This is a genomic window from Pseudomonas sp. E102, from assembly GCF_052660185.1.
Window position 1 is genome coordinate 609,511 of record NZ_CP084025.1, and the last position, 23,208, is coordinate 632,718.

Consider the following 23,208-nt stretch of genomic DNA (forward strand, 5'->3'; position numbering starts at 1 on the left):
GTGCCCATCACCTTTCAGGCTCTGTTCGCCCCTGATCGTCTCGCTGTGCAGTTCGCCATCAAGACTGTGCTCGGTGGCGGCCTGGCGTTGTGGCTGGCGTTGCGCTGGGGATTGGAGCAGCCGTCGTGGGCGCTGATGACCGCGTTTATCGTTGCCCAGCCGTTGTCTGGGATGGTGGTGCAGAAGGGCCTGGCACGCTTGGTCGGGACTCTGGTGGGGACAATCATGTCGGTGGTGTTCATGGGCCTGTTCGCCCAGGCGCCCTGGTTGTTCCTGCTGGCGCTGGCGTTGTGGTTGGGCGTGTGCACGGCCTGTTCGACGCTCTTGCGCAGCGCGTGGTCGTATTCGTTCGTGCTGGCTGGCTACACCGTGGCGATCATTGCCTTGCCGGCCATCGCCCATCCGCTTGGAGTGTTCGACCAGGCGGTGGCGCGTTGCACCGAGATCAGCCTGGGCATCACCTGCGCCACCGTGACCAGCGCCTTGCTCTGGCCGTTGCGGGTTGAACGGCAATTGGCGGATCAGGCACGTGCTGCCTGGCAAAGTGGCATGCAGGCGGCGCGCGCCACATTGGCCGGCGATGCCCAGGCGCGCAAAGGTCTGTTGGAAATCCTCGGCAAAATCGTCGCGGTAGACGCCCAGCGCGAACATGCCTGGTTCGAAGGCCGCCTGGGCCGCCAGCGTGCCCGGGCCATCAGTGGCTTGAGCCAGAAACTGTTGATGCTGCTGCGCATTTCGCGCTCGGTACGCCGACAATGGAACCAGCTCGACCCTCAAGAAGCCCAAGCGCTGCAGCCGTGGATGAGCGAGGTGCAGCAAGCCCTCGACGCCGACAGCACGACATTGCAGGCACTGCGGCCGCGGGTATGGGATGCGTCTCACGAAGCACGGTTCAGCTCGGCACAAAGTTATTGCCTGGCACGTTTCGCCTTGTTGCTCGACACCGCCCTGGCGGCCTGCGCTGCGCTGTCGGCGGTGCAAGAGGGCAGGGCGGCGGCCGACCCGCCACGCACCCTGGCGCCCCATCGGGACCTGTCCCTGGCGATGGTGTTTGGAGCCCGCAGCGCCCTGGCGTTCCTGGCAGTGGCGTGTTTCTGGCTGGCCACTGCCTGGCCTGCCGCCTCGGGCGCGCTGTTGCTGACGTGTGTGGTGTGCAGCCTGTTCGCCAGCCGCGAAAATGGCGCGCAGATCGGCATGAGTTTCTTGCGAGGCATTCTCCTGGCGGTACCGACCGCGTTTGTGATCGGTGAAATTCTGCTGCCCCAATGGAGCAGCTTTGCGATGCTCTGCATGGCCATGGGCGTACCTCTGTTCCTGGGGGCGCTGGGCATGGCCAAGCCGCCGCTCTACGCGACCGCCACCTCGTTCTGCCTGCACTTCGTGGTGTTGGTATCGCCGCTTAACGCCATGAAGTACGACGTTGCGACATTTTTCAACAATGCCCAGGCCATGATGATCGGTGTCGGCGCGGCCGTGCTGGCATTCAACCTGTTGATTCTGCGCAACCCGGCCTGGCACAGCCGTCGGTTGCTGGCGGCAACGCTCGATGACCTGGTGCGCTTGGCCCATCGCAATCTGCGCGGCGCCGAGAGCTGGTTCGGCGGGCGCATGGCCGATCGTTTGCTGCAACTGGCGCGGCACTATCCGGAGCTGCCGGTGCCGGCGCGCAGTCGTTGGGACGATGGTTTGCTGGGCCTGGACGTCGGGGACGAATTGCTCCATCTGCGCTTGAGCCTGGCCGTCGCCCAAGTCCCGGACAGTCCAGCCCAACGCCGATATTTCGAAACGTTGGAGCAGGTACTGGAGCACGGCCCGGCGGGCGGGCAGGCCGACGCACTGGCCCAGGCGAGCGACGATTATCTGGCAGCGCTTTCAAAGCAACCGCCAAGCGACGCGCTGAAGCTGGCCCAGGGCGCGGTGGTGCAATTGCAGAACAGTTGGCGCGCCTGGTGCCGCCAGCACGAATCTTCAGAAGGGAAACATAGCCATGGGCTTGCATGAATGGTCGATCGGCGGGGTGCTGCTCAGCCCGTTTTTGATATATGTCGTGCTGGCCTTGTTGGTCACCGGAGCCTTGCGACTGCTGCTCAGTCTCGTGCCGGCAGGGCGCTGGATCTGGCATGAAGCGCTGTTCGACTGCGCTCTGTATGTCTGTGTTTTGACTGTCATTACCCTGGTCCTCGGACCGTCATGAGGAGTTGAACATGCGTACTTCCGTACGTGTCGCCGTCACGTTGAGCGTGGTGGCCCTGGCGATCTTCGCCGGTTTTCATTTGTGGCAGTACTACATGCTCACGCCCTGGACCCGGGACGCGCGGATCCGTGCCGACGTGGTGGTGATCGCCCCAGACGTCTCGGGTTGGGTGCGCGAGCTCAGGGCCGTGGACAACCAGCACGTCAAGGCGGGGGATTTGTTGCTGAGTATCGATCGCGAGCGTTTCGAGGCCGCGGTGGAGAAGGCCCGCGCGGTAGTGCAGACCCGCCAGCAGCAGTTGAGCCTGCGCGAACACGAAGCCAGCCGTCGAGCGGCCCTGGGACCCCAGGCCATCAGCGCCGAATTGCGCGAGAACGCCCAGATCAATGCCGGCATCGCCCGTGGCGAGCTACGCGAGGCCCAGGCCGAGGCCAAGGTCGCGGAGCTGAACCTGGCTCGCAGCCAGGTCCTGGCCCCACGCAGCGGCCACGTCACCAACCTGCGCCTGGCCGAAGGCAACTATGTGAACGCCGGGCAACCGGTCATGGCGTTGGTCGATGATTCGACGTTCTACGTGCAAGCTTACTTCGAGGAAACCAAGTTGCCGCGCATTCGCGTCGGCGATCCGGTCAAGGTCTGGTTGATGAGCGCCGGCCATGCGCTGGACGGCCATGTGGAAAGCATCAGTCGAGGCATCACCGACCGCAACACCAACCCCGATGCGCAACTGCTGGCAGAGGTCGAGCCGACCTTCAACTGGGTGCGTCTGGCCCAGCGGATCCCGGTGCGGATCAAGCTGGACAAGGTGCCGGAAGGGGTGAGCCTGAGTGCCGGGATGACAGCGAGTGTGCAGGTGCAGGACGAACAGCGATAGCCGCTGCGCCGCGCACCCCGTGGCGAGGGAGCTTGCTCCCGCTCGGCTGCGAAGCAGTCGCAAAACGAACGTTGCGTTGTTCAGGTTGGACGCGCAAGCCTTTTCCAAGGGGCGCTTCGCACCCCAGCGGGAGCAAGCTCCCTCGCCACGGGAGTGTCGAGTCGCATCAGCCGATGCTGATTGCCGGCAACTCGGGCAAGGTCACGGTCTGCTGCTTGCGCGGCGCCAGGATCTCCGCTTCGCCGTCCACCACCAGCTCATCGCGCTGGTTGAACACGCGCGTGGCGATACGCACGCGGAATTTCGGCAGCTTTTCCAGGATCTCCAGGCGCACGGTCAGGGTATCGCCAATCTTCACCGGCTTCTGGAAACTCATCTGCTGGCCGATATAGATGGTCCCCGGCCCAGGCAACTCACAGGCCACTGCCGCGCTGATCAGCGCACCGCTGAACATGCCGTGGGCGATGCGTTCCTTGAACATGCTGGCGGCGGCGAATTCGGCGTCCAGGTGTACCGGGTTGTGATCGCCGGACATGGCGGCGAACAGCTGGATGTCGCGCTCTTCGACGGTCTTGCTGTAGCTGGCGGTCTGGCCGACTTCGAGGGCTTCGTAAGGGATGTTGGTAACCTGGGTCATGTCTGGATCCTGTGACGTGTAGAGAAAAAACGCTGCAAACCTACTCGCTGCGTGGTGGTCGCTGGTGGCTTAGCGTCTGGGCAATCCAGGCCAGCACATCGGCGGTCACCTCATCGCGGTTGGTTTCGTTGAACAGTTCGTGCCGAGCCTGCGGATAGATCTTCAGTTGCAAACGTTGGTTGCCGGCGTCGCGCAGGGCATCGGCCAGATCTCTCAGACGCTTGCCTTCGCTCACCGGATCACATTCACCGCCAATCACCAGCAGCGGCAGCCCTGGATCAATCTGCGCGAGATTGGACGCTTTGCTGATCTGCTGCAACCCGCCGAGCAGGTCGATCCACAGTTGATTGGTGCAACGAAAGCCGCACAGCGGGTCGCGAATGTATTTGTCGACTTCGCCGGGGTCGCGGCTGAGCCAGTCGAAGGGCGTGCGGGTCGGTTTGAACTTTTTATTGAAGCTGCCAAATGAGAGCCATTCGATCAGGGCGCTACGCCCAGTGGCGCCCTGCCGCCTGCGTTCGAAGCGGGCGATTAGCCGCGCCGCGCGGTAAAGCGCCACGGGTTGGAAGTTCGAACCGCTGAGGATGGCCCCGTGCAGGCTGGCGCTGTGGTGCAACAAATAGCCCTGTGCGATATAGCTGCCCATGCTGTGCCCCAGCAGCAGGATTGGTGTTTCTGGATGTTGCTGGCCGATGTGATGGTTCAGGCTTGCCAGGTCGCCCACAACTTTGGCCCAGCCGTCCTGGTCGGCAAAATGACCCAGGATCGCTTCTTCGCCGGTCTTGCCGTGGCCACGTTGGTCCGGCGCGTAGACGCCGTAGCCTTCATCGCACAACGCCTGGGCCAGGCGCCCATAGCGGCCACTGTGTTCCGCCATGCCGTGAGCCAGCATGATCACCGCCAGCGGGGCGGTTTCGGGTAGCCATTGGTTGACTAGCAAGCGGCTGTGATCGGTCGCGGTCAGCCAGAACGTTTGGTGGATCATGGCGGTTCCTTGCACAAAGTCAGACGCAGCGTCGCTGCATTGTATAGCGCATCCGTTGCGCCAGGCGATTCAGCAAGATTCACACAATCTATGACGCAAGTTGCCATATTTGCCTGATTGGCCATAGCTGCTAGTGTCCCATGAGCTCCGCCTGTGCAAGCGATACGCAAGCGGTTACCGGATATGTTCAGGTAAAGAGGACAAAAACAATGCAGCCTGATTTCTGGAATGACAAACGCCCGGCCGGCGTGCCCTCGGACATCGACCTGAGTGCCTACAAGTCAGTCGTCGAGGTGTTCGAGCGTTCCTGCAAGAAATTTGCCGACCGTCCGGCGTACAGCAACATGGGGGTGACGATCACCTACGCCGAGTTGGAGCGTTACAGCGCGGCCTTCGCCGGTTACCTGCAAGCCAATACCGACCTGGCGCCCGGCGATCGTATCGCCGTGCAGATGCCCAATGTCCTGCAATACCCGATCGCGGTTTTTGGTGCCCTGCGCGCCGGGCTGGTGGTGGTCAACACCAATCCGCTGTACACCCCCCGGGAAATGCGTCACCAATTCAAGGACTCCGGCGCCCGGGCGCTGGTGTACATGAACCTGTTCGGGCAGAAAGTGCAGGAAGTGCTGCCCGACACCGACCTGCAATACCTGATCGAGGCGAAGATGGGCGACCTGATGCCCACCGCCAAGGGCTGGCTGGTCAATACAGTCGTGAGCAAGGTCAAGAAAATGGTCCCGGCCTATTCGCTGCCCCAGGCCATTTCCTTCAAGAGCGCCTTGCGTTTGGGACGGGGCCAGGCCATCAAGCCGCTCAATGTCAGCCTCGGGGACATTGCCGTGCTGCAATACACCGGCGGCACCACCGGCTTGGCCAAGGGCGCCATGCTGACCCACGGCAACCTGGTGGCCAACATGCAGCAGGCCCGCGCCTGCCTGGGGCAGATCGGCGACGACGGCAAGCCTTTGTTGCGCGAGGGCCAGGAGGTGATGATCGCACCGCTGCCGCTGTATCACATCTACGCCTTCACGGCGAACTGCATGTGCATGATGGTCACGGGCAACCAAAACGTGCTGATCACCAATCCAAGGGACATCGGCGGTTTCATCAAGGAGCTGAAGAACTGGCGGTTTTCGTTGCTGCTGGGGCTCAACACGCTGTTCGTCGCGCTGATGGACCATCCGGATTTCAAGACGCTGGATTTCTCCAACCTCAAGGTCACCAACTCAGGCGGCACCGCGTTGGTCAAGGCCACCGCCGAACGTTGGAAGCAGTTGACCGGTTGCGGCATCACCGAGGGCTACGGCCTGACGGAAACCTCGCCAGTGGCCAGCGCCAACCCTTACGGTGGCAAGTCGCGCCTGGGCACGGTGGGGCTGCCGGTGCCGGGTACGCTGATGAAAGTCATCAGTGACGACGGTGTCGAGCTGCCCTTGGGCGAACGCGGCGAGCTGTGCATCAAGGGGCCGCAGATCATGAAGGGCTACTGGAACAAGCCCGAAGCGACCGCCGAAGTGCTCGACAGGGAGGGCTGGTTCAAGTCCGGAGATATCGCTGTGATCGACCCCGACGGGTTCGTGCGCATCGTTGATCGCAAGAAAGACATGATCATTGTCTCGGGCTTCAACGTGTACCCGAACGAAATCGAGGATGTGGTGATGGCCCACCCGAAAGTCGCCAGCTGCGCGGTCATCGGCGTGCCGGACGAACGTTCGGGGGAGGCGGTGAAACTGTTCGTCGTGGCCCGTGAGGCGGGCGTCAGCCTCGAAGAGCTCAAGGCGTACTGCAAGGAGAATTTCACCGGCTACAAGGTGCCCAAGCACATCGTGTTGCGGGAATCGCTGCCGATGACACCGGTGGGCAAGATCCTGCGCCGGGAGTTGCGCGATATCGCCTGAGGCCGGCGCGACAGCCCCTTAGTGGGAGCGAGCTTGCTCGCGATGGCGGTGTATCGGTGCCAGAAAGATTGGCTGATACATCGTTATCGCGAGCAAGCTCGCTCCCACAGGTTTTATGGATTCGGGACAATTAGATAAGGCTTAGAATTTTTACTCTAAAAATGACCATTGAATGTTCTTGAGTCATATTTGTGACTGTAGGGGCCGCTTTTGGCTCTAGGCGACCCTTGGCAAAGCTGCTACTCTCGGCGCGCTTTTGTGACTTCTCGGCCGTTATCCAAGCCAGATTCACCAATAGACATACACCAATAATAATCGCATCAAATGCGGTGAGAATTCGCGTTGCTGAGGAGTGGGGCTTCCATGATTGAAAACTTTTGGAAGGATAAGTACCCAGCTGGGATTGCTGCCGACATCAATCCAGATGAGTATCCGAATATTCAGGCGGTGTTGAAGCATTCCTGCCAACGCTTCGCCGACAAGCCGGCATTCAGCAACCTCGGCAAGACCATCACCTACGGTGAGCTCTACGAATTGTCCGGTGCCTTTGCCGCGTACCTGCAACAGCATACCGATTTGCAGCCGGGCGATCGAATCGCCGTGCAACTGCCCAACGTCCTCCAGTACCCAGTGGCTGTGTTTGGCGCCATCCGCGCCGGGCTGATCGTGGTCAATACCAACCCGCTCTACACCGCGCGGGAAATGGAGCATCAATTCAACGATTCCGGTGCCAAGGCACTGGTCTGCCTGGCTAACATGGCGCACCTTGCCGAAAGCGTGGTGCCCAAGACTGGCGTCAAGCACGTCATCGTCACCGAAGTGGCCGACTTGCTGCCGCCGCTCAAGCGCCTGTTGATCAACAGCGTGATCAAGTACGTCAAGAAGATGGTCCCGGCCTATCATTTGCCCAAGGCCATCAAGTTCAACGACGTCCTGAGCAAGGGCCACGGCCAGCCTGTGAACGAAGCGAGCCCCACCAGTGATGATGTGGCGGTGTTGCAATACACCGGCGGCACCACGGGCGTGGCCAAGGGCGCCATGCTGACCCACCGCAACCTGGTGGCTAACATGCTGCAATGCAAGGCGCTGATGGGTTCCAACCTCAATGAGGGCTGTGAAGTACTGATCACGCCGCTGCCGCTGTACCATATCTACGCGTTTACCTTCCATTGCATGGCGATGATGCTGATCGGCAACCACAACATCCTGATCAGTAACCCGCGCGATTTGTCGGCGATGGTCAAGGAGCTGTCGAAATGGAAGTTCAGCGGCTTCGTCGGGCTCAACACGTTGTTCGTGGCGCTGTGCAACAACGAAGCCTTCCGCAAGCTGGATTTCTCGGCGCTGAAGGTCACCCTGTCTGGCGGCATGGCTTTGCAGTTGGCGGCGGCGGAGCGTTGGAAAGCGGTCACCGGTTGCCCGATCTGCGAAGGCTACGGCATGACCGAGACGAGCCCGGTTGCCACGGTCAACCCGATCCAGAACATCCAGGTCGGCACCATCGGCATTCCGGTTCCGTCGACCTTGTGCAAGGTCATCAATGACGCGGGCGAAGAGTTGCCTTTGGGGGAAATCGGCGAATTGTGCGTCAAAGGCCCGCAGGTCATGAAGGGCTACTGGCAGCGCCAGGACGCCACCGACGAGATCCTCGACAGCGAAGGCTGGCTCAAGACCGGTGACATCGCCTTGATCCAGCCGGATGGCTACATGCGCATCGTCGATCGCAAGAAAGACATGATCCTGATCTCCGGTTTCAACGTTTACCCCAACGAGCTGGAAGACGTGCTGGCGGCCTTGCCGGGCGTGCTGCAATGCGCGGCCATCGGTGTACCTGACGAGAAATCCGGCGAGGCGATCAAGATATTCATCGTCGCGCGTCCGGGTGTCACGCTCACAAAGGAACAGGTGATGGAGCACATGCGCGCCAACGTCACCGGCTACAAGGTGCCCAAGTCCGTGGAGTTCCGCGATGCACTGCCGACCACCAACGTCGGCAAGATCCTGCGGCGTGAGTTGCGGGATGAAGAGCTCAGGAAGCTGGGGCTGAAAAAGTAACAACCCCACCAATGAAAAGCCCCGCTGATGCGGGGCTTTTTGTTGATCGAGTGGAGCGTTACAACCGAAACTGCGCAAAATCCAGATTGGTGCCGCCGGGCCGCATGTCTTGCAGGTACGAATCCTTGTCTGCGCTGAGCTCCAGGCTCAAGGCTGCCTTGCGTTTGCCCTGGTTGCGTACTTCCAGGCCTTCCATTTTTTCCCGAAGGAACACGGTGGGCACTTTCAGGTGCAAGAGTTCGTCGGTGGCAGGCGTGTGCAGCAGCAGGTGAATCCATTCGTACTGCCCAATGGCCAGGCGGGCCACCGGGATGTCGAACCAGAAGATGTTGCGGTTGCGGTTCAGTTCGCTGAAATGGCAGTTGTTGACGCCCAGGACGGCACCGCCCAGTTCCTGGTTCCTGCGGGCGATGGCCTGCTTTTTATCGAGTTTCATAACGTTCCTACGGGAATTGGAGCTTCAGGCGCAGCCTGAATACGTGGAGCATTCTCAGGTGTGGGTCGGTAAACATAAAGCGCAACCTGCATCTGACGATGAAATGCGCCGCTGAAAAAATGAAACTCCCTGCAAACGGCGTCGGTCAACCCCTATGTAATGACTTTTCTTACAGTTGTTCACAGGAGAAACATCATGGGAAGCACGAACGATAAAGTGAAGGGCGTTGCCAACGAAGCTGTCGGCAATATCAAGCAAGGTGTCGGCAAGGCCACCGACAATGACCGCATGCGCGCCGAGGGCGTGGTCCAGGAGAAAAAAGGTGAGGCCCAGCAAACCGCGGGCAAGGCCAAGGATGCAGTCAAGAAAGGCGTTGACGAGGCATAACCGGCCTGTAAAAAAGCGATTGGAACGGCCATCCGCGGGTGGCCGTTATCATGTCGGCTCGAACTTGCACCGGGGAAATTGTTCCAAAGTCGCCAAACAGGTTACTTTTGTCACGGATAGCAGCCCCGTGAGTCGCCAGGCGACCTTCCTCTTTTGCGGCGAAAGGAGACGCACATGATGTTCCCGGCCTTGAAAGGCTTGCCCCTGCATCGCGTGATGATGCGCACGGTGACCGAGTTTCTCGACGACGAGATGTCGACCTACGCCTCCGCACTGGCTTACCAGATGCTGTTTTCGCTGTTTCCCTTCATTCTTTTCCTCATCGCGCTGATCGGCTTCCTGCACCTGCCGGATTTCTTTTCCTGGCTGCGCCTGCAATCGGAACTGGTGCTGCCGCCCCAGGCGCTGGAGCAGGTCAACCCGGTGATCGACCAGCTTCAGCAGTCCAAGGGCGGTTTGCTCTCGGTGGGTATCGTCATTGCGCTGTGGACCGCGTCGGCCGGCGTGCGGCTGATGATGAGCGCCATGAACGCGGCGTACGACGTGGTCGAGGGGCGCCCGGCCTGGAAGCGCTTTCCGCTGTCGATTCTTTATACGGTCGGTATCGCCGGCATGCTGTTGGTCGCCGCGGCCTTGATGGTACTGGGCCCGCAAGTGATGGGTTGGATTGCCTCGCAGATCGGGCTGGAGGAGTTCATCGTCACCGTCTGGACCCTGGCGCGCTGGCCGGTCATCGTGTTTTTGCTGATGGTGGCAGTGGCGCTGATCTATTACGTGATGCCTGACGTCAAACAGGAGTTCCGCTTCATCACGCCGGGCTCGGTATTAGCGGTGGTGGTGTGGATCATCGCGTCCCTGGGTTTTGCGTTCTATGTGAAGACTTTCGCCGACTACAACGCCATGTATGGCAGTATCGGCGCGATCATCGTGTTGTTGCTGTATTTCTATATCTCTGCGGCGGTGTTGCTACTCGGCGCCGAGATGAATGCGGTCATCGAACACATGTCCGCCGAAGGCAAGGACACCGGTGAAAAGACCCCGGGCGAGCACGAGAAACAGCATGTGTCGGGCCTGGGGCGCGACCATTCCGTTGCTCATACCCCTACAGACGAAGCCCGACCATGATCCGCGAAATCCTGAAGATGGGCGACGAACGCCTGCTGCGCATCGCCCCGCCGTTGCCGCCGGAAATGTTCGACAGCCCCGAGTTGTGGCAACTGATCGACGACATGTTCCAGACCATGGAAAGCGTCGGCGGCGTCGGTCTGGCGGCGCCGCAGATCGGCGTGGACCTGCAACTGGTGATCTTTGGCTTCGAGCACAGCGAGCGCTATCCCGATGCCGAAGCGGTGCCGCAGACGATCCTGATCAATCCTTTGATCACGCCGCTGAGTCGGTTGATGGAAGAAGGCTTCGAAGGTTGCTTGTCGGTGCCAGGCTTGCGCGGCGCGGTGGATCGTTACCAGCATATCCGCTACGAAGGTTTCGACCCCAAGGGCGAGCCGATCATGCGCACCGCCTCGGGCTTTCATGCCCGGGTGGTGCAGCATGAGTGCGATCACTTGATCGGCCGCTTGTATCCGTCGCGCATCACTGATTTCAGCAAGTTCGGGTTTACCGAGGTGATGTTTCCGGATCTGGACCCTATGGCTGACGACTAGCTAAAACCGACACAAAAAAATTGTGGGAGAGAGCCTGCTCGCTCCCACAATGAACTGTGTTCGGCGTCAGGAGAGTATGTTGGGCTCCAACCCCATCGCAATCATCGGCTTGCTGCGCGCATACCGGCTCAGCCTTTCAGCCATCGCATAGGGCAGTTCGGGGTCGAAGCTGAAGCCCCGTCGTTCATAAAACCCGCGCAAGTCCGGGTGACAGAACAGCCACACCGGTTCATCCAGCCCCTTCACCGCTTCTGCGATCAGTCGCGCGGCGACGCCTTGTACGCGGTGCGCCGGGTCGACGAACAATCCCGTCAACCAATGCCCGCCCGAAACCGGTCGAAGGCACAGCGCCGCGACGATGTCTTCGCGCCGTGCTACCCACAGCTGGGCGTCGCGCACGGCTTTCATCGAGGATTGGTGGGCGCGGTAGAACTTGTTCATCAACGGCCACAGTGGCTCGTCGAGACGTGTGTAGTGGAAGTCGGGCATGGCGAGGGCGGAGAGGGCAGTGGAGATGGGCGATTATAAGGGAACAAACAATGCGCCGGGACATCTCCGGCGCCTGTCTGCAAGGTCTACAGCGAGGCGAGGAACATGTCCGTGGCCGGATTCTTCTCATCCGTCCGGCTTTCCTGGGCTTTTTCCACCTGCGCCATAGCGGCCTTGTCCTGCATGCGCTGGGCAATTTCCTCGCCGACCGCCCGTTGCTTCTCAGGGGGCATCTGCGCGTACTCTTCTTCAGTGATGCCCATTTCCTCAAGAATGCTGTCACGCAAGCGTTCTTCAGGCGTCTTGCTCATGTATTCCTTGAACTCCGTCATGGCAGAGCTGCGTGCTTTCTTCGCCTCGTCGGCGGCTGACGAAGCGACGGTCTGCAGTTGCACGCGAGTCTTGGCGAAGGCCTCGTCGACGTTGTCGCTGATGGCGGTGGCGGCGTTGACCTGCTGCGTGGCTTGCCGGGTGATGGATTCCTGGACCTGGGTGCTGCCCTGGTTGGCCTGGGCCTGGACGTTGTCACGCAGCGATTGCAGGGCGGCGCTTTGCAAACCGCTGGCGGCTTCGGCGGTCGGGTCTTCGCCGGGGCGTTTGAGGGGCAGGTTTATCGCTTGTTGTTTTACGCTGACCAACATGATGTGTACCCGTAGGTAATGGCTGAGCGATGGTGGGAGCAATTACCATGCCGTCGCGCAAGGCCCCGTTTTTCAAGGGCTACGGGCGAAAAGCATAGCGCGGTGCGGCCAATCCTTGCCGTTCGTCGGCATGGATCGACCGCAGGGTGGCGGGGCGCTCAGGTGCTTTCGCGAATCTTGAGTTCGAAACCCAGGTCGACGACCGGCTGGGCGATGCGGTTGCCGGCCATCAACGTGAGCATCTGTTCGGCGGCGCGCCGGCCGATTTCTTCTCGCGGGGTGCTGATGCTGCTCAAGCGCGGGACCATGTGGGCCGAAGCGGGCAGGTCGTTGAAGCCCAGTATCGAAACCTGTTCGGGAATCCTGATGCCGCAGCGCAACGCTTCGAGCAGGGCGCCGTGGGCCAGGTCGTCGTTGCCGAAGAAAATCGCGTCGACGTCTGGATGGCTGGCCAGCAATTGCAGGAACAATTCGCCGCCCAGGCCCACCGACGACGGGCGAGGGGTCAGCACTTCCAGGTCAGGGTCATAGAGCCCGGCCTTCTGGAGGGCGCGACGAAAGCCTTCGCCGCGCAGCAACGTGCGTTGATCCAGTTGCGCGCCAATGTAGGCCAGGCGCTTGCGGCCTCGGGAGATCAAATGCTCGGCGGCGGTCTCGCCGGCCTGGAGCTGGGAGAATCCCACGCAGTTGAGGCCGGCGCCCGGATCCAGTTCCATCATGTACACGCAGGGGATATTGCTGGCCTCGATCATGCGCCGGGCGCTTTCGGTCCGGTCGAATCCGGTCAGCAACAGACCGCGCGGCTGATAGGCCATGTAATTGCGCAGCAGGTCTTCTTCTTCGTCCCGGGAATAATGGTAGTTGCCGATCACCACTTCGAATCCCTTGGGCCGCAAGACGCGATGGATGGCTTCCAGGGTGTCGATGAACAACAGGTTGGACAGTGACGGCACCAGTACCACCACTGAATGGCTCTGGGCCGAAGCCAAGGCCCGGGCCGCGGGATTGACGACGTAATTGAGTTCCAGGGCGGCCTGGCGGACCTTGTCCACCAGTTCGACGGCCACGGTGCTGACGCCGCGCAGGGCACGGGAGGCGGTGATCGGGCTGACCCCGGCCAGGCGGGCGACTTCATTGAGCGTGGGGCGACCGGTGGTGCGAGTATTCTTATCGTTTTTAGGGGCGGTCATCAGGGCGGCTTGCCAAACAAAAATCAAGGCACTAAGGTAGCGCTGTCTCGGCGCGGCTGCAAATGCGTTGACAGGGTTTGCCTGATCCCTGTCCCGTGGGTGTCGTGGACGAACATGCTGCAACCACAAAAATGACAAGAAGGCGTCGGCAACTTCTGCTTTTGCTGCGGTGTCATAACTGGCAAAGGTAGCGCTGTCTGCGCGCTGAGGTGTTACATGAATAATCCAATCACCGCCCTGGTCATCATGGGCGTTGCCGGTTGCGGCAAAACTTGCGTCAGCCAGGCCCTGTGCCAACTGAGCGGCGCCACCGCCATCGAAGGCGACACGTTCCACCCCGCGGCCAACATTCAGAAGATGAGCGCCGGTATTCCCTTGACTGACGACGACCGTGCCGGCTGGCTCGACAGCCTGTGCGACGAGTTGCGTCGTGTCGACGGCACGGGCGAGCGCCCGGTGCTGACCTGCTCGGCCCTCAAGCACAGCTACCGCGAGCGCCTGCGCAGCGCCCTGCCGGGCCTGGGCTTCGTATTCCTTGAATTGACCCCCGAAGTGGCTGCCGATCGTGTCTCCCACCGTCCGGGCCATTTCATGCCGTCGACCCTGATCGACAGCCAGTTTGCCACCCTCGAATCCCCTGTCGGCGAGCCCCTGACCCTGGCTCTGGACGCGTCCAGCCACAGCATCGATGAATTGGCCCGCCAGGCCTACGTCTGGTGGCTGGCCCACGGTTTGAAACTCGCCGGCTGAGTTTCGAAAAATATGCGTCAGAAAGATAGCGCTGTCCCGACGGCCCATAAATAACTGCTTCAATAACAACAACAAATCAGGAGACACCTCCCATGTTCGGCATGTCCCACGAGACGTTTCTACTGCTTGATGCAGTGGTCACGGTGATCGGACTCATCGTCCTTATCACCAAGTTCAAATTCCACCCGTTCATTGCGCTGACCATCGCCGCCGCGTTCCTCGGCCTGACGTCGGGCATGCCGACCGGCACCATCATCAAGGCGTTCCAGGACGGCTTCGGTGGCGTGCTCGGTTTTGTCGGCATCATCCTGGCGCTGGGCACGATGCTCGGCAAAATGATGGCTGAATCGGGCGGGGCCGATCAGATCGCCCAGACGCTGATCCGTGCCTTCGGCAAGGAAAAGGTGCAGTGGGCGATGATGTTCGCCGCGTTCCTGGTGGGCATCCCGCTGTTCTTCGAAATCGGCTTCGTGTTGCTGATTCCGTTGGTGTTCATCGTGGCGCGCCGCACCGGCGTGTCGATCATCAAGATTGGTATCCCGCTGCTGGCCGGCCTCTCCGCGGTCCACGGCCTGGTGCCGCCGCACCCGGGGCCACTGCTGGCGATCGGCATCTTCGGCGCCGACATCGGCAAGACCATTCTTTATGGCCTGATCGTCGCGCTGCCGACCGCTATCATTGCCGGCCCGATCTTCGGTACCTTCATCGCCAAGCACATCCCCGGGCATCCAAATCAGGAACTGGTGGACCAACTGGCCCGTGAGACGAACGCCGCCGAGCTGCCAAGCTTCAGCATCACCCTGATCACCGTGCTCTCGCCGGTGTTCCTGATGCTGCTCAAGACGTTCGCTGATGTGGCGCTGCCGGATGGCAACCTCTTCCGCGTCTGGATGGACATGATCGGCCACCCGATCTCGGCGCTGTTGTTGGCGTTGCTGCTATCGCTTTACACCTTCGGTTACAAACAGGGGATCGGTTCCAGCCAGATGTTGAAATGGCTCGACGCGAGCCTGGCCCCGACCGCCGCGATCATCCTGATCATCGGTGCTGGTGGTGGCTTCAAGCAGATGCTGGTGACCAGCGGTGTGGGCGATGTGATCGGTCACATGGCGGTGAGTGCACAGATTTCGCCGATCCTGCTGGCGTGGCTGGTGGCGGCGGTGATCCGTATCGCCACAGGCTCAGCAACCGTGGCGACCATTACCGGTGCGGGGATCGTGGTGCCTGTCGTGGGGATGATGCCGGGCGTGAACCGTGAGCTGCTGGTGCTGGCGACTGGCGCCGGTTCGCTGATCCTGTCCCACGTCAACGATGCGGGTTTCTGGCTGGTCAAGCAGTACTTCAACATGACCGTGGCCGAGACTTTCAAGACCTGGACCGCGATGGAAACCATTCTGTCCGTGGTGGGCTTGATCTTCATCCTGCTGCTGTCGCTGGTGATCTAAGAACACCTTGGACTAACTGTGGCAAGGGAGCTTGCTCCCGCTGGGCCGCGAAGCGGCCCCAATCCAGTCAACTCCGTCTCATGGAGTGAGGCGACCGGTTTGCGACTGCTTCGCAGTCGAGCGGGAGCAAGCTCCCTCGCCACATAGAGGTTGTGGTTGGCCGTCAGGCTTGTTTGCCAGCCAACCCATCCGCCCGGAACATCCCACGGATCCCCCGCACCGCCTGGCGAATCCGATCCTGGTTCTCGATCAGCGCAAAGCGCACGTGATCATCCCCATATTCCCCGAACCCCACCCCCGGCGAGACGCAGACCTTGGCTTCGGCCAGCAGCTTCTTGGCAAACTCCAGTGAGCCCAGGTGCGCATAGGCTTCGGGGATCTTGGCCCAGACGTACATCGACGCCTTCGGGTTTTCCACCATCCACCCCAGCTCGTGCAGGCCTTTGACCAACACATTACGGCGCTGGCGGTACTGCTCGGCAATGTCGCGCACGCATTGCTGGTCGCCTTCGAGGGCGGCGATGGCGGCCACTTGCAGCGGGGTGAAGGTGCCGTAGTCGTGGTAGCTCTTGATCCGCGCCAGGGCGCTGACCAGTTCCGGGTTGCCGACCATGAAACCGATGCGCCAGCCGGCCATGTTGTAGCTCTTGGACAGGGTGAAGAACTCCACCGCGATGTCTTTGGCCCCTGGCACTTGCATGATCGACGGCGCTTTCCAGCCGTCATACACGATGTCGGCGTACGCCAGGTCGTGGATCACCAGCACGTCGTATTGCTTGGCGAGGGCGATGACCCGTTCGAAAAAATCGAGCTCCACGCATTGCGCGGTCGGGTTGGAGGGGAAGCCGAGGATCATCATCTTCGGCTTGGGGATCGAACCGCGAATGGCCCGCTCCAGCTCATCGAAGAAGTCCACGCCGGGCACCAGCGGCACCGAACGCACCTGGGCGCCGGCGATCACCGCGCCGTAGATGTGGATCGGATAGCTGGGGTTGGGCACCAGCACCGTGTCGCCCTGGTCCAGGGTCGCCAGCATCAGGTGCGCGAGGCCTTCCTTGGAACCGATGGTGACGATGGCTTCGCTTTCCGGGTCGATGTCCACCTCGTAGCGGTCCTTGTACCAACGCGAAATGGCGCGGCGCAGGCGCGGGATGCCTTTGGACGTGGAGTAGCCGTGAGTGTCTTCACGCTGGGCGACGGTGACCAACTTCTCCACGATATGTGGGGGCGTGGCGCCATCGGGGTTACCCATGCTCAAGTCGATGATGTCTTCGCCGCGCCGACGCGCAGCCATCTTCAGCTCGGCAGTGATATTGAATACGTACGGGGGGAGTCGATCGATGCGCGCAAAGCGGCGCGGCGAACCTTGTTCGGCCATTGTTGCCTCGAGATACGTGAGCGCCCGGAACCGTCCGAGCGACGTTGGCCACTGCAGTGGCCTGCGGCGCAAGATAATCGGGCGGATGTCGAATTGTCCAGTAGCCGCGCCGAACTATTTTCGACGACACTGTCGCCCTGGCTGCGGCGCCCCCGAAAGGCTCCGCAGGCGGCTGAACACGCCTATCCAATCCTGATGGAACGAATCATGGAATTTTCCAGCGGCTTCCTGCTGAGTCTTTCGCTGTGCCTGGACATTGGCGTGGCCAACATCGCGATGATCACGCTGGCGATGCAACGCGGCTATTTCCAAGGCTTCGCCTTGGGCCTGGGCACGTGCGTGGGCGACCTGGTCTATGCAGTCCTGGCGCTGGCCGGGATGACCGTTTTGCTGCAATACGAACCGGTGCGTTGGGCGCTGTGGATTGGCGGCTCGGTGCTGCTCTTGTATTTCGCGGCGAAAATGGTTCATTCGGCGATCTATCACAACGCGGTGCTGGCTGAGGCGGGCGAGTCTCGGGCCAACTCGCCGCGCCAGGAATTTTTTCGCGGGATTTTCCTCGCCACGTCATCGCCCAGCGCCATTCTCTGGTTCGCCGCAGTGGGCGGAACGCTCATCGCCCGCTCGGGTGGCGGCACCGTGCTCAGCTCGGCCTTGTTCCTGGGCGGATTCCTCAGCGCCGGGCTGCTCTGGAGCGCTGGCCTGTGCCTGGCAGCGACCCAGGGCGGGAAAATGCTGGGCGACAAGTTGCTGCGGTACTCCTATTGGGCATCGGCGGCGATCTTCTGTTATTTCGCGGTCTACGTGATCGTTTCTGGTTATAACGAGTTTGTAGGAACGGTAAACGCCCCCAGCTTGCCGGGACTTTAACAAGCGAAACGGCCTGGCAATTACGGTTTGGCTTCTATACTGCCAAACCCGACTTCAAGTTTTCGGAGTGTTGAGCAATGGAAACGCAAAAACGCGCTAACGCAGCCGAGCCGCGCTTCGAGCAGGGACGCTTTCAGCTCATCGCCGGTTTCGGCGCGCGTTTTACCCAGGAAACCGCCCAGGACATCCCGCAGCTCTGGGAAAAATTCCTGCCTTGGCTCGGCAAGGTGCCCGGACAGAAAAACGAGGTGACGTACGGGGTGTGCTGCAACCCGGACGGCCAGGGCGGCTTCGAGTACATCGCTGGCGTGGAAATCAGCCGGCTCGACGACCTACCCGAACAATACCGCTGGATCGAGATCCAGCCCGGGTCGTACGCGGTCTTCGAGCACAAAGGGCCGCTCAAGGATCTGCCGGATACGTTCCAATACATCTGGAAAGAATGGCTGCCCCAATCCGGCCATCAGGCGGCGGATGAACCGGAGTTTGAGCGCTACAGTGAAGATTTCAATCCCCGGACCGGCGAAGGCCACCTGGAAATCTGGATACCGCTCAAGCCGAGTTGATCACCTCGGGTCCCCGTGGAAGCGAGCTTGCTCGCGATAGCAGCGGATCAGCCAACGTCGACGTCGACCGATATGCCCTCATCGCAAGCAAGCTCGCTGCAAACTTTGCAGCTATTGATCGTTGGCCCTGTTTGTCAAAACACCAACCCCATCCGCCGCTCATAACCGATGCGGCCTTTGTAGGCTTCGCCACTGTCGACCCAGCCCAGTCGGGTGTAGAGGCCGATGGCCGAGTGGTTGTCAGCATCGACGGAGAGCTCCAATCCCCTGATTTCCGGCCAGGCCGCGCGGGCCGCGGCGGGTAGCGCTTGCAGGCACGCCTTGCCATAGCCTTTGCCCTGGGCGCGGTGGTCAACTTGCAACGCGTGCAGGGTCGCGCTGTGTTCGTTGGCCCAGGCCGGCAGCACGGGCGGGCGCTTGAGCAGCAGGAATGCCACGGGCACCTCGTCGTCCAACAAGGCGAAGCCCTTGACCCCCGGGCCGGGCTTGGACAGCAGTGTGTGCAGCGCGCCGTGGATGTCGCCAGAGAACTTGATTTGGTCGGGGTAAATCTCGATGGATTCGACCTGTTGCCGTTGCAGTGGGGTCAGGTCTTCATAGGGTACGAGCTGAGCAGTCACGAAAACGTCCGTTGTTTGTCGACAGAATGGACCTTGGATTCTAGCGAAATTTTTTCTTTGGATTATTTTTGTTTAGCTGTCGATTTGCCGTTTCTCCAAACGACAAAGGGTGTCTCTAACAAAAAACTGCGGAGAATCACCATGAATACCCAAGCTGCCGATACCGAGATCCAGACCCTGATCGATACTTATCGCCAAGCGGTCATGGCCAAGGATGTAGAAAAGGTCATGGCGCTTTATGACGATGGCATCGTTTCGTTCGACGCCATCCAGGCCTTGCAATTCAAGGGCAAGGTCGCCTACCGGGCGCACTGGGAGGCTTGCATGGAAATGTGCCCCGGCCCTCACAAGTTCGATTTTCACCAGGTGCAGATCAACGCAGCCGATGACATTGCGTTTGCCCACTGGCTGGCTTATTGCGGTGGCACCAACGACAAGGGCGAGGAGCAGGCCTGCTGGATGCGCGTGACGGCCTGCTACAAACGTTCGGCCGGGCAGTGGAAAATCGTCCACGAGCATTGGTCCGCGCCGTTCGATCCCATGGCCGGGACGGCGATTTTCGATTTGCAGCCCTGAGCGGCTGCGGTTCGCTTCTGCCATCCTTGTCGATCAGCCGATCACGGAGCTCTCCATGAAGTATTTATGCCTGGTGTATAGCAACGAAGAGGTCCTGCACAACTCGCCGGACAGTCCCGAGGACGCCGAATGCATGGCCTACGCCGAATCGGTCCAGGGCAGTGGCCGGATGGTCGCGGCCGAAGCCCTGGAGTCGGTGCAGACCGCCACCACGGTGCGCATGCGCGGCGGCAAACTGTCCATCACCGACGGCCCGTTCGCCGAAACCAAGGAGCAATTGGCGGGCTTCTACCTGATCGACGCCAAGGACCTGAATGAAGCCATCCAGGTCGCCGGCCACATACCGGCGGCCCGGGTCGGCTGTGTCGAGGTTCGACCGGTACGTCAATTGAATCCTTGAAAACGATGATCAACAGGATTGCTTCCATGAACCTTGAGCTTGTTTCTTCCATGCGATCCATCAGCCCAGTGACCAGGGGGCTGTCCGGCTGATGTCGGCCGAAGTGGTCAAGGCGCGGGTCGAGCAGGTCTACCGGCAGGACTCGCGGCGGATCCTGGCGACCCTGATTCGCCTGCTGGGAGACTTCGACCTCGCTGAAGAGGCTATGCACGAGGCCTTTTTCATCGCGGTGGAGCGCTGGCAGCGCGACGGAGTGCCGGACAATCCGCGAGCCTGGCTTGTATCGGCGGGGCGGTTCAAGGCGATTGACGGCCTGCGCCGGCGGGCGCGCTTCGCGGCATCTCAACCGATGCTGATTGCGCAGCTCGAGGAACTGGAGCAGGCCGATTGGAGTGACGAGGACGTGGAAGACGATCGCCTGCGGCTGATTTTCACCTGCTGCCACCCCGCGCTGGCGGCTGACGCCCAAGTGCCGTTGACCCTGCGAGAAGTGTGCGACCTGACGACCGAGGAGATCGCCCACGCATTTCTCGCGGCGCCGGCGACCATCGCCCAGCGCATCGTGCGGGCCAAGGCGAAGATCCGTGATGCACGAATTCCTTACCAGGTGCCGTCCCGCACCGAATTGCCTGAACGCCTCGACAGCGTCCTGCGCGTGATCTACCTGGTGTTCAACGAAGGGTACTCGGCGTCGATGGGCGCCGAGTTGACCCGGGAAGACCTGACCCGCGAAGCCATACGCCTGGCACGCCTGTTGATGGAGCTGTTGCCCGAAGCCGAAGTCATGGGGTTGCTGGCATTGATGCTGTTGCACGAATCGCGGCGGCCGGCGCGGACTTCCATGACCGGTGAGCTGGTCTTGCTGGATGAACAGGACCGATCGCTGTGGGACCAGGCAATGATTGCCGAAGGCTGCGCCATGATCGAGGCGGCGCTCAATACCCGGCGGTTCGGACCGTATTGCCTGCAAGCGGCGATCGCTGCGGTGCACGCCGAAGCGCCGACAGCGCAGCAAACCGACTGGCCGCAGATCGTCGGCCTCTACGATGTGCTGCTGCGTGCCGTGCCATCGCCGGTCATCGAACTCAACCGCGCGGCCGCCTTGGCCAAGCGCGACGGGCCGCTGGCTGGGCTGAGCCTGATCGATGGAATACTGGGTAGGGGCGAATTGACCGACTATCACCTGGCCCATTCGGCGCGGGCGGAGTTTTGTCGGCAGTTGGGACGGGTGGAGGAGGCGAGGGCGGCGTACCGTCGTGCGCTGGCGTTGACGCAGCAGTTGCCGGAGCGGCGGTTTATCGAAGCCAGGCTTGCCGGCTTGCACTGATGGCACGAGCAGGCCCGTGGCGAGGGAGCTTGCTCCCGCTGGGGCGCGAAGCGGCCCCCTGCGATGTGTCGGCTATATGAAGGAGCTGCTGCGTCGGCAAATCCTGCATCACTGCGCTTGACCCACCGCCTTCGCGAGCAGGCTCGCTCCCACAAGGGAGGTTATCGCACGCATGGAATTCATGTATCCAGAAACCAACGTGGGAGCGAGCTTGCTCGCGATGGGGGTGGCCCAGCCAACATCATGGTTGGCTGGTAGACCCCATCGCGAGCAAGCTCGCTCCCACGGGTTTATCGGTGACCGAACCGGCGTTGATCAGAACTCGTGATCAGCGCTGTCCGGGTTCAGGTCGCTGATGCCCAGCTTGCCTGCGGCCTGTTCGATCGAACCGGTCTGCTTGACCAGGGCGGCAATGGCGTCGCGCACGACCTGGTTGCCCGCGGTGTTGCCAGCGGCGATCAGTTGGTCGTAGTGCTCACCCTTGTTGGCGTGATCCACCATGACCTGGATCTTCGCTTCGGTATCGGCCAGGTCGGCCTTGAGCGCGGTGTCGGCGGCCGGGTCGGCCTTCGCCACCAGGGACGACAGGCTGGCACCGGTCATCTTGGTGCCGTCTACGCGTGTGTATTCACCCAAGTAAACGTTACGCACGCCCTTGGCATCGTAGAAATGCGAGTTGTGGGTGTTGTCGCTGAAGCAATCCTGTTCGTCTTCCGGGGAGTTGGCTTCCAGGGAGACTTTCATGCGCTCGCCCGCCAGTTCACCCAGGGACAGGCTGCCCATGCCGAACAGCATCTTGCGCAGGCCGGTTTCGGCAGGCTCGGCTTCCAGGGTGGCGCGATAGTTGTCGGCTACGTTCGGCTTCCAGTTGCCGACCATTTCCTGCAGGTCGTTGACCAGCAGCTGGGTGACGGACTTCAGGTAGGCGCGACGACGATCGTTGTGGCCGCCCGTGGCGCCGGCGCCTTCCAGGTAATCCGAGGCCGGGCGATTGCCAGCGCCAGGGCCGGTGCCGTTGAGGTCCTGGCCCCACAGCAGGAATTCGATGGCGTGGTAGCCGGTGGCGACGTTGGCCTCGGAACCGCCCAGCTCGTTCAGGCTGGCGAGTTTTTCCGGGGTGATGTCCTTGACGTCGACCTTGTCTTCGCCGACCTGGACCTCGGTGTTGCCAATGATATTGGCGGTGGCGCCCGGGTTACCCAAGGCATGCTCGTAGGATTTGTCGACGTAGTCGATCAAGCCCTCGTCCAGGGGCCATGCGTTCAACTGACCTTCCCAGTCGTCGATGATGGTGTTGCCGAAGCGGAACACTTCGCTCTGCAGGTATGGCACGCGTGCGGCGACCCAGGCAGCCTTGGCGGCTTTCAGGGTGTCGGCGTTCGGCTTGGCCAGGAAGGCATCGACGGCGGTCTGCAGGTTTTTCGCGGTGGATTCGGCATCGCTGTAGACGGCGTAGACGATGTCGGCGTAGTGCGCGACAACAGCCTTGGCGGCGGCTTCATCGATCTTGCCAGCGGCAGCGGGGGCAGCCGGTGCAGCGGTGCTGGCGGCCGGCGTTGGCGCTTGCGGCGCGGCGGCCTTGTCTTTGCCTTCGCCGCAACCGGCGAGGGAAATAGCAATGGCCAACAGACTGGCGGTAGCCAGAGGCATACGAATCATGGCGAAAATCCTGCTTCGGTGATGAATGGGACAGGCGCGAGGGCGCGCAAAACTGCGACATAATGCGAAAGATTTGCATTATGTGTAAAGGGTTGTGCCTGTAAATATTTCTTATTCACTCGAGCGGATCGCTGTCTTTCGACGACGTCCGTAAGAAATTTCCGATGACG

The 23,208-nt window shown here is 61.2% G+C and carries 24 protein-coding genes; 15 read left to right on the forward strand and 9 right to left on the reverse strand.

The window, feature by feature from the left end:
- The 3 genes from DOCECA_RS02945 to DOCECA_RS02955 are packed head-to-tail and all read left to right on the forward strand — an operon-like array spanning nucleotide 1 to nucleotide 3,068.
- Nucleotides 1-2,001 carry an FUSC family protein gene (locus DOCECA_RS02945; RefSeq protein ID WP_445571425.1) on the forward strand — a complete coding sequence of 667 codons (2,001 nt, stop codon included), beginning with the start codon at nucleotides 1-3 and terminating at the stop codon, nucleotides 1,999-2,001.
- Nucleotides 1,988-2,194, forward strand: a complete 207-nt coding sequence (locus DOCECA_RS02950) for a DUF1656 domain-containing protein (RefSeq protein WP_420764406.1) — start codon at nucleotides 1,988-1,990, stop codon at nucleotides 2,192-2,194. Before DOCECA_RS02945 ends, DOCECA_RS02950 begins: the two co-directional genes overlap by 14 nt.
- 10 nt (nucleotides 2,195-2,204) lie before the next feature.
- Complete coding sequence (locus DOCECA_RS02955) at nucleotides 2,205-3,068, forward strand: efflux RND transporter periplasmic adaptor subunit (RefSeq protein WP_420764407.1); 864 nt, start codon at nucleotides 2,205-2,207, stop codon at nucleotides 3,066-3,068.
- A 166-nt stretch (nucleotides 3,069-3,234) separates the two neighbouring features.
- On the opposite strand, the gene DOCECA_RS02960 is transcribed toward DOCECA_RS02955, so the two are convergent.
- Both DOCECA_RS02960 and DOCECA_RS02965 read right to left on the reverse strand, forming a co-directional pair.
- Nucleotides 3,235-3,705 carry a MaoC family dehydratase gene (locus DOCECA_RS02960; protein ID WP_420764408.1) on the reverse strand — a complete coding sequence of 157 codons (471 nt, stop codon included), beginning with the start codon at nucleotides 3,703-3,705 and terminating at the stop codon, nucleotides 3,235-3,237.
- Between the two features lie 40 nt (nucleotides 3,706-3,745).
- Nucleotides 3,746-4,690 carry a lysophospholipase gene (locus DOCECA_RS02965; protein WP_434675262.1) on the reverse strand — a complete coding sequence of 315 codons (945 nt, stop codon included), beginning with the start codon at nucleotides 4,688-4,690 and terminating at the stop codon, nucleotides 3,746-3,748.
- Between the two features lie 209 nt (nucleotides 4,691-4,899).
- On the opposite strand from DOCECA_RS02965, the gene fadD2 reads away from it, so the two are divergent.
- Entirely contained in the window at nucleotides 4,900-6,588 is a 1,689-nt protein-coding gene (fadD2, locus tag DOCECA_RS02970) for a long-chain-fatty-acid--CoA ligase FadD2 (protein WP_445571426.1), read from the forward strand.
- 363 nt (nucleotides 6,589-6,951) lie between these two features.
- Complete coding sequence (gene fadD1 / locus DOCECA_RS02975) at nucleotides 6,952-8,643, forward strand: long-chain-fatty-acid--CoA ligase FadD1 (protein ID WP_445571427.1); 1,692 nt, start codon at nucleotides 6,952-6,954, stop codon at nucleotides 8,641-8,643.
- A 58-nt stretch (nucleotides 8,644-8,701) separates the two neighbouring features.
- Here the strand turns inward: fadD1 and DOCECA_RS02980 are convergent, their stop codons facing one another.
- Nucleotides 8,702-9,079, reverse strand: a complete 378-nt coding sequence (locus DOCECA_RS02980; RefSeq protein ID WP_030139341.1) for a hypothetical protein — start codon at nucleotides 9,077-9,079, stop codon at nucleotides 8,702-8,704.
- A 195-nt stretch (nucleotides 9,080-9,274) separates the two neighbouring features.
- Between DOCECA_RS02980 and DOCECA_RS02985 the strand changes: the two genes are divergently transcribed.
- The 3 genes from DOCECA_RS02985 (at nucleotide 9,275) to def (ending at nucleotide 11,127) form a co-directional block, all read left to right on the forward strand.
- The gene (locus DOCECA_RS02985; protein ID WP_420764412.1) at nucleotides 9,275-9,466 is read left to right on the forward strand and encodes a CsbD family protein; all 192 of its coding nucleotides are present in this window, start codon (nucleotides 9,275-9,277) and stop codon (nucleotides 9,464-9,466) included.
- Between the two features lie 174 nt (nucleotides 9,467-9,640).
- Complete coding sequence (locus DOCECA_RS02990) at nucleotides 9,641-10,591, forward strand: YihY/virulence factor BrkB family protein (RefSeq protein ID WP_420764413.1); 951 nt, start codon at nucleotides 9,641-9,643, stop codon at nucleotides 10,589-10,591.
- Complete coding sequence (gene def, locus DOCECA_RS02995; protein ID WP_445571428.1) at nucleotides 10,588-11,127, forward strand: peptide deformylase; 540 nt, start codon at nucleotides 10,588-10,590, stop codon at nucleotides 11,125-11,127. The genes DOCECA_RS02990 and def overlap by 4 nt, the downstream gene beginning before the upstream one ends.
- A 66-nt stretch (nucleotides 11,128-11,193) precedes the next feature.
- On the opposite strand, the gene DOCECA_RS03000 is transcribed toward def, so the two are convergent.
- From DOCECA_RS03000 to DOCECA_RS03010, 3 genes are all read right to left on the reverse strand, one after another.
- Nucleotides 11,194-11,616, reverse strand: coding sequence for a GNAT family N-acetyltransferase (locus DOCECA_RS03000; protein WP_434609992.1), 423 nt, complete (start codon nucleotides 11,614-11,616; stop codon nucleotides 11,194-11,196).
- 86 nt (nucleotides 11,617-11,702) lie between these two features.
- Nucleotides 11,703-12,257 carry a hypothetical protein gene (locus DOCECA_RS03005; RefSeq protein WP_434562688.1) on the reverse strand — a complete coding sequence of 185 codons (555 nt, stop codon included), beginning with the start codon at nucleotides 12,255-12,257 and terminating at the stop codon, nucleotides 11,703-11,705.
- A 158-nt stretch (nucleotides 12,258-12,415) separates the two neighbouring features.
- The gene (locus DOCECA_RS03010; RefSeq protein WP_420764417.1) at nucleotides 12,416-13,447 is read right to left on the reverse strand and encodes a LacI family DNA-binding transcriptional regulator; all 1,032 of its coding nucleotides are present in this window, start codon (nucleotides 13,445-13,447) and stop codon (nucleotides 12,416-12,418) included.
- A gap of 216 nt (nucleotides 13,448-13,663) precedes the next feature.
- On the opposite strand from DOCECA_RS03010, the gene DOCECA_RS03015 reads away from it, so the two are divergent.
- Both DOCECA_RS03015 and DOCECA_RS03020 read left to right on the forward strand, forming a co-directional pair.
- Entirely contained in the window at nucleotides 13,664-14,197 is a 534-nt protein-coding gene (locus DOCECA_RS03015) for a gluconokinase (protein WP_420764418.1), read from the forward strand.
- A gap of 92 nt (nucleotides 14,198-14,289) precedes the next feature.
- Nucleotides 14,290-15,642 (forward strand): GntP family permease, encoded by a 1,353-nt coding sequence (locus DOCECA_RS03020; RefSeq protein ID WP_305496305.1) that lies wholly within the window; start codon nucleotides 14,290-14,292, stop codon nucleotides 15,640-15,642.
- Nucleotides 15,643-15,805: 163 nt separating this feature from the next.
- Here the strand turns inward: DOCECA_RS03020 and alaC are convergent, their stop codons facing one another.
- Entirely contained in the window at nucleotides 15,806-17,020 is a 1,215-nt protein-coding gene (gene alaC, locus DOCECA_RS03025) for an alanine transaminase (RefSeq protein WP_305496304.1), read from the reverse strand.
- 207 nt (nucleotides 17,021-17,227) lie between these two features.
- On the opposite strand from alaC, the gene DOCECA_RS03030 reads away from it, so the two are divergent.
- Together DOCECA_RS03030 and DOCECA_RS03035 are read left to right on the forward strand one after the other, a co-directional pair.
- Nucleotides 17,228-17,890 carry a LysE family translocator gene (locus DOCECA_RS03030; protein WP_445571429.1) on the forward strand — a complete coding sequence of 221 codons (663 nt, stop codon included), beginning with the start codon at nucleotides 17,228-17,230 and terminating at the stop codon, nucleotides 17,888-17,890.
- Between the two features lie 77 nt (nucleotides 17,891-17,967).
- Entirely contained in the window at nucleotides 17,968-18,456 is a 489-nt protein-coding gene (locus DOCECA_RS03035) for a GyrI-like domain-containing protein (RefSeq protein ID WP_445571430.1), read from the forward strand.
- Between the two features lie 134 nt (nucleotides 18,457-18,590).
- On the opposite strand, the gene DOCECA_RS03040 is transcribed toward DOCECA_RS03035, so the two are convergent.
- On the reverse strand, nucleotides 18,591-19,076 hold the full coding sequence (locus DOCECA_RS03040; RefSeq protein ID WP_434562698.1) for a GNAT family N-acetyltransferase: 486 nt from the start codon (nucleotides 19,074-19,076) through the stop codon (nucleotides 18,591-18,593).
- 141 nt (nucleotides 19,077-19,217) lie between these two features.
- On the opposite strand from DOCECA_RS03040, the gene DOCECA_RS03045 reads away from it, so the two are divergent.
- From DOCECA_RS03045 to DOCECA_RS03055, 3 genes are all read left to right on the forward strand, one after another.
- Nucleotides 19,218-19,652 carry a YybH family protein gene (locus tag DOCECA_RS03045; RefSeq protein WP_420764422.1) on the forward strand — a complete coding sequence of 145 codons (435 nt, stop codon included), beginning with the start codon at nucleotides 19,218-19,220 and terminating at the stop codon, nucleotides 19,650-19,652.
- Between the two features lie 55 nt (nucleotides 19,653-19,707).
- Nucleotides 19,708-20,052, forward strand: a complete 345-nt coding sequence (locus DOCECA_RS03050; RefSeq protein WP_434562700.1) for a YciI family protein — start codon at nucleotides 19,708-19,710, stop codon at nucleotides 20,050-20,052.
- A 91-nt stretch (nucleotides 20,053-20,143) separates the two neighbouring features.
- Nucleotides 20,144-21,379, forward strand: coding sequence for an RNA polymerase sigma factor (locus DOCECA_RS03055; RefSeq protein WP_434650160.1), 1,236 nt, complete (start codon nucleotides 20,144-20,146; stop codon nucleotides 21,377-21,379).
- Between the two features lie 315 nt (nucleotides 21,380-21,694).
- Here DOCECA_RS03055 and DOCECA_RS03060 read toward each other — a convergent pair whose 3' ends face one another.
- A complete protein-coding gene (locus DOCECA_RS03060; protein WP_420764425.1) occupies nucleotides 21,695-23,038 on the reverse strand; it encodes an imelysin family protein in 1,344 nt (447 codons plus the stop codon).
- Between the last annotated feature and the right edge of the window lie 170 nt (nucleotides 23,039-23,208).